The sequence below is a fragment of the Pseudomonas sp. NFACC45 genome (assembly GCF_900113505.1).
GTDB lineage: Bacteria > Pseudomonadota > Gammaproteobacteria > Pseudomonadales > Pseudomonadaceae > Aquipseudomonas > Aquipseudomonas tehranensis.
Genome location: NZ_FOPO01000006.1, coordinates 131,475 through 149,294, shown reverse-complemented (window position 1 = coordinate 149,294; position 17,820 = coordinate 131,475). Strand labels below are relative to the sequence as shown.

The window sequence follows — 17,820 nt, the reverse complement described above, 5'->3', positions numbered from 1 at the left end:
AGGCTTTTATACTCAATTATACTCGCGACTATAAATTATACCTGTCGCCATAATTGAGTATAAAACCATGTCCAAGCACCCCGGTTTTGTCTTTCGGCGCCCAGATCTGGCCCGCAATATTGTCGATGGGCTGGTCGGCGCCGGGATCCAGGATTACACCTCAGGCCTGTTCCTGGCCGCTCCGAGACGTACTGGAAAAAGTACCTTCCTGCGCGAAGACTTGATTCCCGAATGCGAGGCGCGTGGCTGGCTCGCTGTTTACGTCGACCTGTGGGCCAACAAGGAGAAAGACCCTGCCGACCTGATTGCCTCGGCTATTGCCGCAGCGCTGGTGCCTTATGAAAAGGGCATTCGCAAGCTGGCCAAGTCCATGGGCATCGACAAACTCAGCTTCTTGCGCACGTTGTCCTGGGATTTCAGCCTGCCGCAACTGCCTGAAGGTGCGACGCTGACCCAGGCGCTGGAGTTATTGCACAGCGCTGCCGATAAAACCGTGGTGCTGGTGATCGACGAAGCCCAGCATGCGTTGACCACCGAGGCCGGGGTCAATGCGATGTTCGGCCTCAAGGCCGCCCGCGATCAGCTCAACCAGGGGCGTGAAGACGCCACCAGCGGCCTGCGCCTGGTGTTCACCGGCTCCAATCGCGACAAACTCGCTCACCTGGTACTCAGCCGCAATCAACCCTTCTATGGTTCCAGCATCACGCCATTCCCACTGCTGGGCAAAGAGTTCACCAAAGCCTATGCCGCCCATTTGAACGCTCATCTGGCCCAAACCAACCAGTTCAATGCTGATGACCTCGACCAGGCATTTGAGCTGGTGGGGCGCCGCCCTGAGATGTTGCGCAGCGTCATCGGCGAAATTGCCCTGGAACTGGGGGAGGCGAGTCATTTGGGCGAATTGCTGCGCAGCAGCGCCGAAATGCTGCGCGCCGGCGTCTGGACCGAATTTGAAAGCGCCTGGAATGCCCTGACGGTGCCACAACGGGCAGTGTTGCAGGTCATGGCCGAGCGCTCGCAAAACAACGAGCCCTTTGCGCCCTTCACCGATTCAACGTTGGAAGCTGTGGGCAAGGTGCTTAGCAGTATGGGAAGCGAAGTCGTGCCCGGCACTCAAACCATCCAATCCTGCATCGATGCCCTGCGTGACAAGGAACTGGTGTGGAAGTCCAATCGTGGTGGTTATGCGCTGGAGGACAAAGCGTTTGCGGATTGGTTGAAAGGGTATCGAAAGCAGCATTGAAGCCGGAAATACATCCCGTGGCGAGGGAGCTTGCTCCCGCAGACTGCGAAGCAGCCCAATGTCATCCATTCAATCAACCTGACACACCAGGGTGCGAGGTTCAGGGCCGCTTCGCGGCCCAGCGGGAGCAAGCTCCCTCGCCACAGGTAGGCGTTATTTTTTCACCAACGCCGAACATGCCGCCTTGTACGCTTCATGCTGATATTTGTTCAGCGTCGCCGGCAGGGCGAAGTCATGCTTCTTGCTCTGCGCATTGATGGTCTGCGGTGACAGCAGTGTCACCGCGCAGCCCTCCAGCAACTGGAAAACCCCCTCGATCTTGAACGTGGTCGGTCCGCCGGCGAACTCGCCTTTCTTGCTGCGCTTCTTGATGGCGATGTGCTCGATACCGTTATCCACTACGAACGCCCGCACCTGAGCGGCGAAGGCCTTGACGTTGGCGGCTTCGTCATCGTCGTCCAGGGCGATTTTCTTGGTGTTCAGCGCGATGTGGGTTAGCGCCTGCTGATCCAACGAGGCAACGGCGATGATCGCTTCGCTGCCTTTGATTTCGATGCCGCAGATTTTCATGGGAGTCTCTTTGCTCGGTGGTGACGTGCAGCTTACAGCTCCACGTTACTCCTGCCCAATCGACTCCAAAAACTCCGACCGGTCATCACTCACCTGGGCCATGCAGTCGTTTTCGGCGATTTTGTAGGCTTCGCTGCCGGGTTTGGCCGGGAAGGCGGCGATGGCACAGTCGGCATCGCGTTGTTTTTGCCAGAATTGCTGGGCTGTCCTGATTTTGCGGGTGATGTCGTCGAGCTGGGCCTTGTTGTCGGCGTAGAGGGTTTGCAGGCGTTCGTTGAGGCTCTGCAGGTTGTCGGCAAGCAGTTGTTCGGCGGCGGTTTTGCCGTAGGCCGAGCAGGCCAGGGTCTGGACGTCGTTTTCCACGGCATCGCAGGGGTTGTGTTCGGTGTCTTCGGTCGCGTGGGCGACGGTGCTGCTCAGAGCCAAAGCCAGGATGATTGATTTCATTGCGTTGCCGCTCGAGTCCAGTGAAAACCAGTGATGCGGCGGATTCTGGCGCAAGCGTCGGGTAAAGAACAGACGGGCAGGGTGGCCCGCTCATAGCCCTTTGTCGTGGATTGACGCTTTCGGCAATTCCCCTGTCGTTTTTGCACCCGGTCGCCAATGCACCGAGGCATATGCTGGCCCCAAAGCGCCGGCACACGATTCGGCGCATGAATCGCTGACAAAAGGGGACTGCCTGATGAGCCCAGCCGAATTGCACGCCGACAGCATCGTTATCGACGGGCTGATCATTGCCAAGTGGAACCGTGACCTGTTCGAAGACATGCGCAAGGGCGGCCTGACTGCCGCCAACTGCACGGTGTCGGTGTGGGAAGGTTTTCAGGCCACCATCAACAATATTGTCGCCAGCCAGAAACTGATCCGCGAAAACAGCGACCTGGTGATCCCGGTGAAAACCACCGCTGATATCCAGCGCGCCAAGGCTCAGGGCAAGACCGGCATCATCTTTGGCTTCCAGAACGCCCACGCCTTCGAAGACCAACTGGGCTACGTCGAGATCTTCAAGCAGCTCGGCGTTGGCGTGGTGCAGATGTGCTACAACACCCAGAACCTGGTGGGCACCGGCTGCTACGAGCGTGACGGCGGCCTGTCGGGCTTCGGTCGTGAAATCGTCGCGGAGATGAACCGGGTCGGGATCATGTGCGACCTGTCCCACGTCGGCTCCAAGACCTCCGAAGAGGTCATCCTCGAATCGAAGAAACCGGTCTGCTACTCCCACTGCCTGCCCTCGGGCCTCAAGGAACACCCGCGCAACAAGTCCGATGAAGAACTGAAGTTCATCGCCGACCACGGCGGTTTCGTCGGCGTGACCATGTTCGCGCCGTTCCTGGCCAAGGGCATCGATTCGACCATCGATGACTACGCCGAGGCCATCGAATACACCATGAACATCGTCGGCGAAGACGCCATCGGCATCGGCACCGACTTCACCCAGGGCCATGGCCAGGACTTCTTCGAAATGCTGACCCACGACAAGGGTTATGCCCGTCGTTTGACCAGCTTCGGCAAGATCATCAATCCCCTGGGCATCCGCACCGTGGGCGAGTTCCCGAACCTCACCGAGACGCTGCTCAAGCGCGGCCATCCGGAGCGGGTGGTGCGCAAGATCATGGGCGAGAACTGGGTCAATGTCCTGAAAGACGTCTGGGGCGAATAAAGCCGCCGCATCACTGAATCCTTTACCTGCGACCCTTTGCGTCGCAGGCATACCACGCATTTTCGGAGTTAAGTTTCCATGGCCAAAATCGCCCCTCAATTGCCTATCGAAGTCGACAGTGAAACCGGTGTCTGGACCTCTGATGCCCTGCCGATGCTCTACGTGCCGCGTCACTTTTTCGTCAACAACCACATGGGTATCGAAGAAGTGCTGGGCGCCGACGCCTACGCCGAGATTCTCTACAAGGCCGGCTACAAATCCGCCTGGCACTGGTGTGAAAAAGAAGCCGAATGCCATGGCCTGGAAGGCGTCGCGGTATTCGAGCACTACATGAAGCGTCTGTCCCAGCGTGGTTGGGGCCTGTTCAAGATCCAGGACATCGACCTGGAAAAAGGCACCGCCAGCGTCAAGCTGGAACACTCCGCGTTCGTCTATGTGTACGGCAAGGTCGGGCGCAAGGTCGACTATATGTTCACCGGCTGGTTCGCCGGCGCCATGGACCAGATTCTCGCCGCCCGTGGCAGTTCGATCCGCACTGTGGCCGAGCAGGTCTACGGCGGTTCCGAAGAAGGCCACGACGACGGCCTGTTCATCGTCAAGCCGTTGTAAGTCGAGGATTGCGCCATGGCTTTTGAAGCAATGTTCCAGCCGATCCAGATCGGCAAACTGACCATCCGCAACCGCGTACTCAGCACCGCGCACGCCGAGGTCTACGCCACCGACGGCGGTATGACCACCGACCGCTACGTGAAGTATTACGAAGAGAAGGCCAAGGGCGGTATCGGCCTGGCGATTTGCGGTGGCTCCTCGGTGGTTGCCATCGACAGCCCGCAGGAATGGTGGAGCTCGGTGAATCTGTCCACCGATCGCATCATCCCGCACTTCCAGAACCTGGCCGACGCCATGCACAAGCATGGCGCCAAGATCATGATCCAGATTACCCACATGGGTCGTCGCTCGCGCTGGGACGGTTTCAACTGGCCGACCCTGATGTCGCCGTCCGGCGTGCGCGAGCCGGTGCACCGTGCCACCTGCAAAACCATCGAGCCGGAAGAAATCTGGCGGGTGATCGGCAACTACGCCCAGGCGGCACGGCGTGCCAAGGCCGGTGGCCTGGACGGCGTTGAGCTGTCCGCCGTGCACCAGCACATGATCGACCAGTTCTGGAGCCCACGGGTCAACAAGCGCACCGACGAATGGGGCGGCACCTTCGAGGGGCGGATGAAGTTCGGCCTGGAAGTGCTCAAAGCCGTGCGCGCCGAAGTGGGCGACGACTTCTGCGTGGGCATGCGTCTGTGCGGTGACGAGTTCCACCCGGATGGCTTGTCCCACGAGGACATGAAGCAGATCGCCAAGTACTACGACGACACCGGCATGCTGGATTTCATCGGCGTGGTGGGCTCGGGTTGCGACACCCACAACACCCTGGCCAACGTTATCCCGAACATGAGTTATCCACCGGAACCGTTCCTGCACCTGGCCGCCGGTATCAAGGAAGTGGTCAAGGTCCCGGTGCTGCACGCGCAGAACATCAAGGACCCGAACCAGGCCACGCGGATCCTGGAGGGCGGCTACGTCGACATGGTCGGCATGACCCGCGCGCACATCGCCGACCCGCACCTGATCGCCAAGATCAAGATGGGCCAGATCGACCAGATCAAGCAGTGCGTGGGCGCCAACTATTGTATCGACCGGCAGTACCAGGGTCTGGACGTGCTGTGCATCCAGAACGCCGCGACGTCCCGTGAATACATGGGCGTGCCGCACATCATCGAGAAATCCACCGGGCCGAAACGCAAGGTGGTGGTGGTCGGTGCCGGTCCGGCGGGTATGGAAGCGGCCCGTGTGGCGGCCGAACGTGGCCACGACGTGACCCTGTTCGAGAAGAAAGAATTCATCGGCGGACAGATCACCACGGCCTCCAAAGCCCCGCAGCGCGACCAGATCGCCGGTATCACCCGCTGGTTCCAGTTGGAACTGGCGCGGTTGAAAGTCGACCTGCGCCTGGGCGTGGCGGCGGACGCGGCGACCATCATGGACCTGCGTCCGGATGTGGTGGTGCTGGCCGTCGGTGGGCATCCGTTCATCGAGCAGAACGAGCACTGGGGCGCCGCCGAAGGGTTGGTGGTCAGCAGTTGGGACGTGCTCGATGGCAAGGTTGCACCGGGCAAGAACGTGCTGGTCTACGACACCATCTGTGAATTCACCGGCATGTCGGTGGCCGACTTCCTCGCCGACAAGGGCAGCCAGGTCGAAATCGTCACTGACGACATCAAGCCGGGCGTGGCCATTGGCGGGACTTCGTTCCCGACCTACTACCGCAGCATGTACCCCAAGGAAGTGATCATGACCGGGGACATGATGCTGGAGAAGGTCTACCGCGAAGGCGACAAGCTGGTGGCGGTGCTGGAGAACGAATACACCGGGGCCAAGGAAGAGCGCGTGGTGGATCAGGTGGTGGTGGAAAACGGCGTGCGACCGGACGAAGAAATCTATTACGCGCTCAAGGAAGGTTCGCGCAACAAGGGCCAGATCGACGTCGAAGCCTTGTTCGCGATCAAGCCCCAACCGTGTCTGGAACAGAGCGGCGATGGTTACCTGCTGTTCCGCATCGGCGACTGCGTGGCCCAGCGTAATACCCACGCCGCCATCTACGACGCCCTGCGGTTGTGCAAGGATTTCTAACGGCTTGCACATAACCCTGTGGGAGCGAGCCTGCTCGCGAAAGCGGTGGGTCAGTCAATTCAAATGTGACTGACAGGATGCATTCGCGAGCAGGCTCGCTCCCACAGGAACCGAGTAAGGCATCTCGACCTGCAAGAGCTGAGGTCTTTGGGAGCTTCACCATGCTGAACACCCTTCTTCCCATCCTGCTGTTCGCCGCTTTGGGCCTTGCGGTCCTTGGCGCTTTGCGGCGGGTGAACATGTGGCGCCGGGGGCGACCGTCCAAGGTCGACCTGATCGGTGGTCTTTTCGCCATGCCCAAGCGCTACATGGTGGATTTGCACCATGTGGTGGCGCGGGACAAATACATCGCCAACACCCACGTCGCCACGGCGGGTGGGTTTGTGCTGGCGGCGCTGCTGGCGATCCTGGTACATGGTTTCGGCCTGCAGAACCGCATCCTGGGCTATGCCTTGCTGTTCGCCACGTTGCTGATGTTCAGCGGCGCGATCTTCATTGCCTTGCGTCGTCGCAATCCGCCGTCACGGCTGTCCAAGGGCCCGTGGATGCGCTTGCCCAAGAGCCTGTTCGCGTTTTCCATCAGTTTTTTCCTGGTGACCTTGCCCGTCGCTGGAATCTTGCCGGCGGACTTCGGGGGCTGGGTGTTGGTGGCGCTGTTGGGCCTGGGCGTGCTTTGGGGTGTGTCGGAAATGTTTTTCGGCATGACCTGGGGCGGGCCGATGAAACATGCCTTTGCCGGGGCCCTGCACCTGGCCTGGCACCGCCGCGCCGAACGCTTTGGTGGCGGCCGCTCAACCGGTCTCAAACCTTTGGACCTGAACGACCCCGCTGCACCGCTGGGCGTTGAGAAACCCAAGGATTTCACCTGGAACCAGTTGCTCGGTTTCGACGCTTGCGTGCAGTGCGGCAAGTGCGAAGCCGCGTGCCCGGCCTTTGCCGCCGGCCAGCCGCTGAACCCGAAAAAACTCATCCAGGACATGGTCGTCGGCCTGGCCGGCGGCACCGATGCGAAATTCGCCGGCAGCCCCTACCCATCCCTTGACGGCAAGGGTAAACCGGTGGGCGAACACAGCGGCAATCCACACCAGCCAATCGTCAACGGCCTGGTAGACGCCGAGACGCTGTGGTCCTGCACCACTTGCCGGGCGTGCGTCGAGGAATGCCCGATGATGATCGAGCACGTCGATGCCATCGTCGACATGCGTCGTCATCTGACCCTGGAAAAAGGCGCCACGCCGAACAAGGGCGCTGAGGTACTGGAAAATCTCATTGCCACCGACAACCCTGGCGGCTTCGCCCCGGGCGGGCGGATGAACTGGGCGGCGGACCTGAACCTGAACCTGCTCAGCGAGGTGAAATCCACCGACGTGCTGTTCTGGGTTGGCGACGGTGCCTTTGACATGCGCAACCAGCGCACCTTGCGCGCCTTCGTCAAAGTCCTCAAGGCGGCGAACATCGACTTTGCCGTGCTCGGCCTCGAAGAGCGCGACAGCGGCGATGTGGCCCGGCGCCTGGGTGATGAAGCGACCTTTCAGCTATTGGCCAAGCGCAACATCCAGACCTTGGGCAAATACAGCTTCAACCGGATCGTCACCTGCGACCCTCACAGCTTCCACGTGCTGAAAAACGAATACGGCGCATTTGATGGCAACTATCTGGTGCAGCACCACAGCACCTACCTGGCAGAAGTCATCGAGGCCGGCGCCCTGAACCTCGGCCAGCACAAGGGCGACAGCGTGACGTATCACGACCCGTGCTACCTGGGCCGTTACAACGGCGAATACGAGGCGCCACGCCAGGTGTTGCGTGCGCTGGGCATCGAGATCAAGGAGATGCAGCGTTCCGGTTTCCGCTCCCGTTGCTGCGGCGGTGGCGGCGGCGCGCCGATCACTGACATTCCGGGCAAGCAGCGTATCCCCGACATGCGCATGGAAGATATCCGCGAAACCGGTGCCGAACTGGTGGCAGTGGGTTGTCCACAGTGCACCGCGATGCTTGAGGGGGTGGTCGAGCCGCGCCCGATGATCAAGGACATCGCTGAACTGGTGGCCGACGCCCTGCTCGAAGACGCGGTTGCGAACAAACCAGCGGCTCCGGCCAAACGTGAACCTGCGGAGGTGCACTAATGAGCGACATCATCCGCCGCGACCCTCGCGCCGAGTGGATCGCCCGTAACCGCCTGCACCCGCTGCACGCGGCCATGCAACCGGTCCAGCACAGCTGGATGGGCCCCAACGGCATCATCCGCAAAAATGTCCACGGCGTGGGTTTCATCGGCCCTAACGGTATCAAACGTATCGACCGCAGCGGTGCCCAGCAGGGCGGCGCGAGCAAGCGCAGCGCAGCTGTTGAAGTGCAACTGCCGCTGCATCAGGTGCCGCAACCGGCGTTCTACATCTGTGTGGTGCCGGACATGGTCGGCGGTCGCCTCAGCAGTCACGATCGCGACTTGCTGGGCCTGGCCCATCAGCTTGCGGGTACGGACGGTGCGGTGCTGGCGGTGGTATTCGGTGAGCACAAGGAGAACGCTTTTGCGACGGCGGGCGTCGATCGCTTGCTGGTGCTCGAAGGTGAAGAATTCAGCGGTTATGCACCGGAACAGCGAGTCCAGGGCCTTCGAGCTGTGGATAACCAATTCAATCCACGCCATTGGTTGCTGCCTGACAGCCGCACCGGTGGCGGCGAAATGGGCCGGCGGTTTGCCGCAGCTTTGGGCGAGCGCCCGGCCACGCGGGTCTGGCAGGTCAAGGGTGAGGAGTGCATCGGCCGCGCCGGTGCCGGCCTGCAAGACCTGGCGCGGCCGTTGGCACGGTTGATCCTGGCGGCGGCCGAATGCGCCGAGCCGGTCAGTGAAACCCGTCACGAAGCCCTGCCGGTGGAGTTATCCACAGGCGTGGCGCGCAGCTTGTCGCGCATCGAAGATCTGGGCGCGGTGGCGGTGGACCCGGGCGCGATCCCGATGGCCGAGGCCGAATTCATTTTCTCCGGTGGCAACGGGGTCAAGGACTGGACGCTTTTCCATCAGACTGCTGCGGCCCTGGGCGCCACCGAAGGTGCCTCGCGGGTAGCGGTGGACGATGGCTTCATGGCGCGGGATCGCCAGGTTGGCGCGTCCGGCACCTGGGTTACAGCGCGGGTCTACGTCGCGGTGGGGATTTCCGGGGCGATCCAGCATCTGCAGGGTATCGGTGCCTGTGACAAGGTGGTGGCGATCAACCTCGACCCCGGTTGCGACATGATCAAACGGGCAGACCTGTCGGTGATTGGCGACAGCGCGGCGATTCTCCAGGCCTTGATCGCGGCGGTAGAGGCGTACCGCAACGAAGCCAAGCGCGATGCGGCTTAAGCTAAGGATTCAACCATGAGTACTCAAGTGATCAGCCTGGTGTCCATCGGCGCCCACCCCACCTCCGGTCGGCCCCGGCGCGCCGAGCAGGATGCGCGGGCCGTGGAGCTGGGCCTGCAACTGGCCGGTAAAGACCTGCAAGTGTTGCATGCAGGCGACGTGGCTGAACCGGCCCTGCGCGCCTATCTGGGCATGGGCCTGGACGAACTCTACGTACTGGATAATCCTGCCGGCGCCGACGCACTGCCGGCCCTGACCGACTATCTGCGCGACGCGGGCGCCCATGTGGTGCTCACTGGCAGTCAGGCGGAAACCGGCGAGGGTTCCGGCATGTTGCCGTTCCTGCTGGCGGAAAGTCTCGGCTGGCCGCTGGTGGTGGGGTTGGCCCAGGTCGAATCCATCGACAGTGGCGTAGCCTTGGTGCTGCAAGCCTTGCCCCGCGGCCAGCGGCGACGTCTCAAAGTGCGCCTGCCATTTCTCGCCACGGTGGATAACGCGGCCCCCAAACCCCGGCAAAGCGCCTACGGCCCGGCCCGACGCGGGGCGTTGCACGCTGAAGAAGTCGAGGTAATCGACGACGCTCTGTTGGCGGTGGCGACCCTGCAACCGGCAAAACCACGGCCCAAACGCTTGAAAGTGATCAAGGCCAAGAGCGGCGCCGACCGCATGAAAGCCGCCACGGCCAAGGCCAGCGGCGGAGGCGGGCAGGTGCTCAAAGGCGTGAGCCCGGAGGCGGGCGCCGAGGCGATTCTCAAGTTGTTGGTTGAGGAAGGGGTGGTTCGCTAAATCCAAGCTCACCCTGTCCCTGTGGGAGCGAGCCTGCTCGCGATAGCGGTCTTCGATTCACCTCCATGTTGACTGGCATGGCCCCATCGCGAGCAGGCTCGCTCCCACAAGGGCTGAGGTTTACCCACAATCCCTGTGCGCGCCTCTGTGGATAACCTGTTTGGGCCTATCCGCAAACCGCGCCAACCAGGCTTTTCAAGCCTTCGCTCAAAAAACGACCAACCTGACCCGCTGCAACATCCAGCCATAAAACCGCTGCCCCGGCATGTTGTCGTGACTCAAACCTGCGCCTAAAAAAGCTGTTTGACAGCCAATGGAGCTACATCAATGGAAGTTGAACTTCGTCCCGCCTTGCCCACGGATACCCGCGATATCGCTCGTTTGTTCCGGATCTCCTCGGAGGGGGCATCGGATTACATCTGGAGCCAGCTGGCGGAGCCAGGCCAGGACCTTCTTGAGGTGGGCGCCGCGCGTTATGCCCGGGAAGGTGTCGATTTTTCCTACCAGAACTGCCTTGTCGCCCAGGCCAACGGCCAGGTCATCGGCATGATGCACGCTTATGTGACGCGTCATGATCCACAGGCGGCCCCAGTGACAGATCCGGTCTTGGCGCCCTACGCCGACATGGAAGTCCCCGACACCCTCTATATCTCGAGTCTGGCCCTGCATGAAGGTTGGCGTAACAAGGGGCTCGGCGTGCGCTTTCTCGAGCGGGCTCAGCAGCGTGCCGATCAGTTGCAGCTCAAGGGCCTGAGCTTGATCGACTACGCAGCGAACACCGGCGCCCGGCGCTTTTATGAGCGCCATGGCTTTGGCATCGTCAAAACCTGCCAGGTCGTCCCCCATCCGATGATTCGGGTGACGGGGGAGGCGTATTTGATGCACCGGCCTTAACCGTCACGGCGGACAGCTCTGGCGCTAAGGGCTGAAGGCTGTTCCAAGGCTTGCCATATAACCTGTGGGAGCGAGCAAGCCCGCTCCCACAGTAAGGATGGGTGTTTACCCACAATCCCTGTGCGCGCCTCTGTGGATAACCTGTTCGCCCCTCGCCACACCCCACGCGGATCAAGCTCCCTAAGCGTGCGCTTAAAAAACAACCAGCCTAACTCGCGGTTTTTCCTCGATTTTGTTTGTGAATAAGCGTGAGTGCAGAGCGCTACTTGCCCCCAATCTCTGTTGGCGCTTCTGTGGATAAGATGTTCGCTATCGTCTACAAGCCATACGGAACGGGGCTTTCATGGGGTTGGTTATAAAATGATCAATCCGTCATTTTTATCCGGAAAATTCCGCTAAAACCGCTATTTACCGGCCGCAGACGCGGTTTTCCACAGAACCGTCAGAATTACCCCCAAACACTGTTGGCGCTTCTGTGGATAAGGTGTTCGCTCTCCTCCAGAAGCCAGGACAGACAAGGCTTTCACGCCGCTGATCAGTTTTTGATCTATATGGAAAAGAAATGCTCTTTGTTCATAAGTCACGGTTTTTCTTTAGCTTTTACTTAAAAAAACAGGTCGCAATGATGCACTTGTCCCCATTAGCTGTGGGTGGACATGTGGATAACTTGTTTGCGAAAGCGTAAGGGCCACGGCGGGCATAGGCCCAGACGCGATAGATCAAATTTCATACAGTTCTAAGGATCCACCTTGACGTGGCCCTGGCAGCTGTCTTCACTCATGGCACAAGGACACCGCCACTTTATCCATATCTGGTTCAGGGAGAACGCATGATGGATAGCAAGCCCCCCTGCTGGTACCCGATCTCGGCTGCGACCTGTACTCCGACCCCTCCCACCCGATTACCCAAACGTAGACGTCGTCGCGCCACCAATCAGCGTGCGCGTCTATAGCGCCTCGTTGAGCCCTGAGTTTCCCCTGTAGCACCGTTGACTGCCGCTCCAACCCGTACGGGATAGTGGCCAGGCGTTCGTGCGCCTGTCGATTTGCAGGCAACCGCAGAGTTGCCCCATCTGCCTTGAGGACTTGAACATGACACGGATCTCGACCCCCATCAGCGACATCAAGGAGCATTACGACGTTATCGTCATTGGTTCCGGCTACGGCGGTGGCATTGCTGCTTCACGTTTGTCCCGGGCCGGGCGCAAGGTTTGTCTGCTGGAGCGGGGCCGGGAGATCCAGCCCGGCGAATACCCCAACACCATGCTCGCGGCCACCGAGGAGTTGCAGGTGCATGACCCGGACGGTCACATCGGATCGCGCACCGGGCTGTTTGATCTGCACGTCAACGCCCAGCAGAACGTGGTGGTCGGTTGCGGCCTGGGCGGTACGTCGCTGATCAACGCCAACGTTGCGCTGGAGCCGGAGCCCGGCGTATTCGAGGACCCGCGTTGGCCACTGGCGGTGCGCGAACATCGCGACACGCTGCTCAAGGACGGCTACGAACGGGCCCGGGAAATGCTCAAGCCCAACCCGTATCCCGACTCGTCGCCGAAGCTGCCCAAGCTCGACGCCAACCGCAAATCGGCCAGTTACCTCAAGCAGGACGCGCATTTCTACAAGCCGCCCATCAATGTGACGTTCGACAAACTACCCAACAACCTGAACCACGTCGGCGTCGAGCAGTTGCCGTGCAACGGCTGTGGAGATTGCGTCTCGGGCTGTAACAACAAGGCCAAGAACACTACGCTGATGAATTACCTGCCGGATGCCTGGAACCACGGCGCGGAGATTTTCTGCCAGGCCGAGGTCAGGCACCTGGAGCGCGACGGCGATGGCTGGATCGTGCACTTCCAGTACCTGGACAGCGGCCGTGAAATGTTCTCGGCGCCGACCTTGTTCGTGCGCGCCGACATCGTGGTGGTGTCCGCGGGCACCCTGGGCTCTACCGAGATCATGCTGCGCTCACGGGACAAGGGCCTGTCGATGTCCAGTCAACTGGGCGAGAACATGAGCGGCAACGGCGACATCCTCGGCTTTGGTCACAACTGCGACCAGACCATCAATGGCATCGGCTTCGGCGCCCATTCGGCCAAGGAATTGGAGCCGGTGGGACCTTGCATTACCTCGATCATCGACATGCGTACCGAGGGTGACTGGCGCAGCCGGATGGTCATCGAGGAGGGCTCGATCCCCGGCGCACTCGGCCGGCCCATGGTGCCGAGCATGGCGGCGTTCGCCGGGATGATTGGTGTGCCCACCGACACGGGCCTGGGTGCCAGCCTCAAGTACAAGGCCCGGGAAGCCGAGAGCTTTCTGCGCGGCCCGTATCATGGCGCGCTGCACAACATGCAGACGTACCTGATCATGAGTCACGACAACGGCAAGGGGCGCATGGTGCTCGACAACAAGGATCAGTTGCGCATCGACTGGCCCGGCGTCGGCGAGCAGGAAAACGTGACGCTGGGCAATGAGCGTTTGCACCAGAGCACCAAGGCGTTGGGCGGGATCTGGGTCGAAAATCCGATCTGGACCAAGCTGCTCAAGCACAGCATCGTTTCGGTCCACCCGTTGGGCGGCTGCGTGATGGGGGAAGACGCGACGCAAGGCGTGGTCAACCACAAGGGCCAGGTGTTCAGTGGCGCCAGCGGTACGGATGTCTACCCTGGCCTGTACGTGACCGACGGTGCGGTGATCCCGACTTCCCTGGCGGTTAACCCGTTGTTGACCATTTCGGCGGTGAGCGAACGCAACATGGGCCTGCTGGCGGCCGATCGCGGTTGGATCATCGATTACACGCTACCCTCGGCCCCGCGCAAACCGGTGGCGGCGCCGACCCTGGGCGTGCAGTTCACTGAAACCATGAAGGGGTACTTCTCCACGGCATTTACCCAGCCCCAGGGCACTGATCTTTCGCTTTACGAAGCGGCGGCCAAGCGCGGCAAAGCCGATAACTCGACCATCGAGTTCACCCTGACCATCACCGCCGCCGACCTCAATCGCCTGATCAAGGAACCGGAACACGCTGCAACCCTGGTGGGTACGCTGGATGCGCCGCTGCTCTCGCCCAAGCCGCTGGTCGCAAGCAACGGGGTGTTCAACCTGTTCGAGCAATATCAGGAACAGGTGGATGTGCGGCACATGAACTACGACATGAAACTGACCGCCGAGGATGGCAGCGATTATTACTTCAGTGCCTTCAAGACCGTGCCCGAGGACAACGGGGTGCTGAACATCTGGCACGACACCAGCACGCTCTATGTCACGCTGTATCGCGGGCCGGACAAGAGCGGCGAGGTCATCGGCTCGGGGGTGATGCACATTCTGCCGGCCGACTTCGCCAAGCAGATGACCACCATGAAAGTGCTCAACGCCCGCAACGAGCGTGAGCGAGTGGAAGCGTTGGCCCGCTTCGGCAAGTTCTTCGCCGGCATTTTGTGGGAGAGCTACGGTGGGGTATTTGCAGGCGATGTGTACTTCAACCCGGACGCGCCGCCCCGCAGCAAGCGGCCGCTGGACGCCCCGGCGCCGACCGTGCATTTTTTCCAGACCGAGGACAACGTCGAGCTACGTCTGACTCGCTATCAAGCGGGCAGCAAAGGCCCGGTGATGCTGGTGCATGGCCTGGGGGTGGGGTCGAATATTTTCTCCACCGACACCATTCATACCAACCTGCTGGAGTACCTGTGCAAGCATGAGTATGACGTCTGGCTGCTGGACTTGCGGGTGAGCATCCTGCTACCGGCCAGCAAGCATGAGTGGAACGGCGATCAGGTGGCCCAGTACGATTTCAAGGCGGCCATTGAGCAGATCCAGCAGGCGACCCTGGCCCGTGACGTGCAATGTGTGGTGCATTGCTACGGTGCGACGACGTTCTTCATGTCGATGCTGGCAGGGTTGCAAGGGGTGCGCTCGGTGGTCTGTTCGCAGATCGCCGCCGATACGGTGGTCGCTACCGCCACCGGTCTGAAAGCCGGGCTGCACCTGCCGGGGATGCTCGATGCCATCGGCATCAAGTCCCTTACGGCCTACGCCGACACCAAGGAAAGCTGGTTCAACAAACTCTACGACAAGGCCCTCAACGGTTATGCCCGGATCGAGGCCCAGGGCTATTGCACCAATCCGGTCTGTCACCGCATCACGTTCATGTATGCGTCGCTGTACCGCCACGACACCCTCAACGAAACCCTGCACGACAACCTGCATGAATTGTTCGGTGAGTCGAACATCCAGACCTTCGAGCACCTGGCGCTGATCGTGCGCAAGGGGCATCTGGTGGACTTCAAGGGCAACGACGTCTACATGCCGCATTTCGATCGGTTGAAATTGCCGATCTGCTTCATCAGCGGTGCCGAGAACCAGTGCTACCTCCCTCAAAGCACCCTCAAGACCTACGAGCGACTGTGCGATATGCACGGCCCGCAGCTGTTCAGCCGCCATGTAGTGCCGGGCTACGGTCACATCGATTGCATGTTCGGCAAGGATGCGGTGGTGGATGTGTATCCGATCATCCTCGAACACCTGGAGAAGACCGCCCTCGGTTAGGAGACTGATCCCGTGGCCAGAGATTGCTCCCGCTGGCCTCTGTAGGAGCTGCCGAAGGCTGCGATCTTTTGATCTTGATCTTTCCCTCTCGATTCAATGGGCTGCGCAAAGATCGCAGCCTCGCTTCGCTCGACAGCTCCTACAGCGCCCCGCGGGAGCAATTTCTGGCCACAAAGGCTGTGTGCTGGGTCAAGAATAAGGAAAAGGATGCCATGAACACTTACATCCGTTGGTTCCAACGCATCATCTGGGTGGGGATTGTGATGAACATGGTCTTCGCGATTCCGGCGCTGTTCGCGCCGGCGTTGCTGACGTCCATGCTCGGCCTGCCGCCCGTGTTGTCCGATCCCTGGCTGGAAAACACCGGCATGTTGCTGGTGGGGATCAGCCTGTTCTACATGCCCTCGGGGTTCAATGCGCCGCGTTTCGTGGTGCATTCGTGGTTGTGCGTGCTGTCGCGGCTGGTGGCGGTGGTGTTCTGGATCTACCTGATCAACACCAATAACCAGGGCCAGTTGTTCGTGCCGATGTTGATGGGCGACTTGAGCATGTTCCTGATTCTGGGCGTGCTGCTGTACCTGGGCAGCCCGGTCGCCCAGCGTCCTCTGGCCCTGCTCTGCGCCGGTTGGCGGGAGTGGCGCGTCGGTTGGGCGCGGCGCTGGCACCGTCATGGTTTCAAGGTCGGCACGCTGGTGGTGGTATTGCTGCTGGGTTTCATCGGCTACCAAACCTGGTACCAGATGATACGAGAGGTGCCCCAGCCAGACTTCGCTTCCGACGAAGACCATTACAAATACGCCGCCATCGGCCTGGGCATCGAAGCGCGGATCCCTTATTACCTGTTCGCCGTGCTGCCGCAGATGTGTCCGGAAAAACTGCCCAAGCCCGGCGGTTACGAGGTGTTCGGGTTTCTCTATGAGAACGGTAACGACTTGCCCATCGGCATGGCCAAGCGGCAACTGGGTTATCCCACCGTGGAGCCGAACTGCGCGCTGTGCCACACCGGCTCGTACCGGGCCAATGCCAGTGACGTAGCGGTTCCGGTCGCCACCGCACCGGCCAACACCCTGCAACTGCAGGCCTTCCAGTGGTTTGCCTACGATTGTGCCAGCGACCCGAAATTCACTCCTGATGCGGTCATGGCGGCGATCAACAACAAGTTCCAACTGGGCTTTTTCGAAAAACTGTACAACCGCTACCTGATCATCCCCATGGCCAAGAGCGCACTTCTCAAGCAGAAGCAGGCCTACGCCTGGCAGAAGCTGCGTCCGGCCCAAGGTCCAGGGCGGACCGATACCTTCAACCCGACCAAAATGGTGGTGTTCGGCTTCCCGGATGACTCCACCATCGGCACCGTGGACTTGCCGCAGGTCTGGAACCAGAAACCCCGTGAGTCGATGTATCTGCATTGGGACGGCAATAACAACAAGATTCACGAACGCAACTACGCGGCGGCCATGGCCGTGGGCGCGACGCCGCAATCGGTGCTGCCACCGAGTTTCAACCGGGTGACCAATTGGTTGCTGGGCCACAAGGCGCCGGCGTGGCCGTTCGCCCTGGACCAGGCGAAAGTCGCCCAGGGCAAACCGATCTGGGAGCAGAACTGTGCCGCTTGCCACGCCTTCGGCCGTGCCGACACAGGACAGGTCACCACCAACATCGACCAGTTGGGCACCGATCCCCATCGCCTGAACTCCTTCACCGTCGGGCTGGTGACGGCGTTCCACGGCTTCAAGAAACCGCCGTTCGACTTCGGCGCGTACCGCAAGACCCAGAGCTACAGCAACACCCCCACCGACGGCGTCTGGCTAAGGGCGCCGTATCTGCATAACGGTTCGGTGCCGACCCTGTGGGACTTGTTGCAACCGCCCGAGTTGCGCCCGCAAGTGTTCTACACCGGTTCCGACATCTACGACCAGGAGAAGGTCGGCTTCATCACCAGCGGCGCGCAGATGAAGGCGTCGGCGGATTTCAAATACGACACCCGCCTGGAAGGCAACCACAACGGCGGCCACCTGTATGGCACGCAGTTGTCGGATGCCGACAAACGGGCCCTGATCGAATTCATGAAAACCCTGTAGCCCAGGGCACT

12 protein-coding genes are annotated in these 17,820 nt (G+C 60.8%); 10 read left to right on the top strand and 2 right to left on the bottom strand.

Features of this window, described 5'->3' with window-relative positions; translation table 11 throughout:
- Positions 1–67 precede the first annotated feature (67 nt).
- Complete coding sequence (locus BM132_RS12875; RefSeq protein WP_092455730.1) at positions 68–1,243, top strand: AAA family ATPase; 1,176 nt, start codon at positions 68–70, stop codon at positions 1,241–1,243.
- 153 nt (positions 1,244–1,396) lie between these two features.
- Here the strand turns inward: BM132_RS12875 and BM132_RS12870 are convergent, their stop codons facing one another.
- Together BM132_RS12870 and BM132_RS12865 are read right to left on the bottom strand one after the other, a co-directional pair.
- Complete coding sequence (locus BM132_RS12870) at positions 1,397–1,813, bottom strand: DUF3010 family protein (protein ID WP_092455728.1); 417 nt, start codon at positions 1,811–1,813, stop codon at positions 1,397–1,399.
- 45 nt (positions 1,814–1,858) lie between these two features.
- Positions 1,859–2,260, bottom strand: a complete 402-nt coding sequence (locus BM132_RS12865; RefSeq protein ID WP_092455726.1) for a lysozyme inhibitor LprI family protein — start codon at positions 2,258–2,260, stop codon at positions 1,859–1,861.
- 235 nt (positions 2,261–2,495) lie between these two features.
- On the opposite strand from BM132_RS12865, the gene BM132_RS12860 reads away from it, so the two are divergent.
- The 9 genes from BM132_RS12860 to BM132_RS12820 all read left to right on the top strand — a co-directional run bounded on the left by BM132_RS12860 (position 2,496) and on the right by BM132_RS12820 (position 17,809).
- Complete coding sequence (locus tag BM132_RS12860; protein WP_047230381.1) at positions 2,496–3,473, top strand: dipeptidase; 978 nt, start codon at positions 2,496–2,498, stop codon at positions 3,471–3,473.
- A 78-nt stretch (positions 3,474–3,551) separates the two neighbouring features.
- A complete protein-coding gene (locus BM132_RS12855; protein ID WP_065760209.1) occupies positions 3,552–4,082 on the top strand; it encodes a DUF5943 domain-containing protein in 531 nt (176 codons plus the stop codon).
- A gap of 15 nt (positions 4,083–4,097) precedes the next feature.
- Entirely contained in the window at positions 4,098–6,158 is a 2,061-nt protein-coding gene (dgcA, locus tag BM132_RS12850) for a dimethylglycine demethylation protein DgcA (RefSeq protein ID WP_092400727.1), read from the top strand.
- Between the two features lie 161 nt (positions 6,159–6,319).
- The gene (dgcB, locus tag BM132_RS12845) at positions 6,320–8,284 is read left to right on the top strand and encodes a dimethylglycine demethylation protein DgcB (RefSeq protein ID WP_092455724.1); all 1,965 of its coding nucleotides are present in this window, start codon (positions 6,320–6,322) and stop codon (positions 8,282–8,284) included.
- On the top strand, positions 8,284–9,504 hold the full coding sequence (locus BM132_RS12840) for an electron transfer flavoprotein subunit alpha (protein WP_092455721.1): 1,221 nt from the start codon (positions 8,284–8,286) through the stop codon (positions 9,502–9,504). The genes dgcB and BM132_RS12840 overlap by 1 nt, the downstream gene beginning before the upstream one ends.
- Positions 9,505–9,519: 15 nt before the next feature.
- Positions 9,520–10,290 (top strand): electron transfer flavoprotein subunit beta, encoded by a 771-nt coding sequence (locus tag BM132_RS12835; RefSeq protein ID WP_092400736.1) that lies wholly within the window; start codon positions 9,520–9,522, stop codon positions 10,288–10,290.
- A 327-nt stretch (positions 10,291–10,617) separates the two neighbouring features.
- Positions 10,618–11,184, top strand: coding sequence for a GNAT family N-acetyltransferase (locus BM132_RS12830; protein WP_092455719.1), 567 nt, complete (start codon positions 10,618–10,620; stop codon positions 11,182–11,184).
- A 1,091-nt stretch (positions 11,185–12,275) separates the two neighbouring features.
- Positions 12,276–15,728 (top strand): GMC oxidoreductase, encoded by a 3,453-nt coding sequence (locus tag BM132_RS12825; RefSeq protein ID WP_092455717.1) that lies wholly within the window; start codon positions 12,276–12,278, stop codon positions 15,726–15,728.
- A 212-nt stretch (positions 15,729–15,940) separates the two neighbouring features.
- On the top strand, positions 15,941–17,809 hold the full coding sequence (locus BM132_RS12820) for a c-type cytochrome (RefSeq protein WP_092456032.1): 1,869 nt from the start codon (positions 15,941–15,943) through the stop codon (positions 17,807–17,809).
- Positions 17,810–17,820 lie beyond the last annotated feature (11 nt).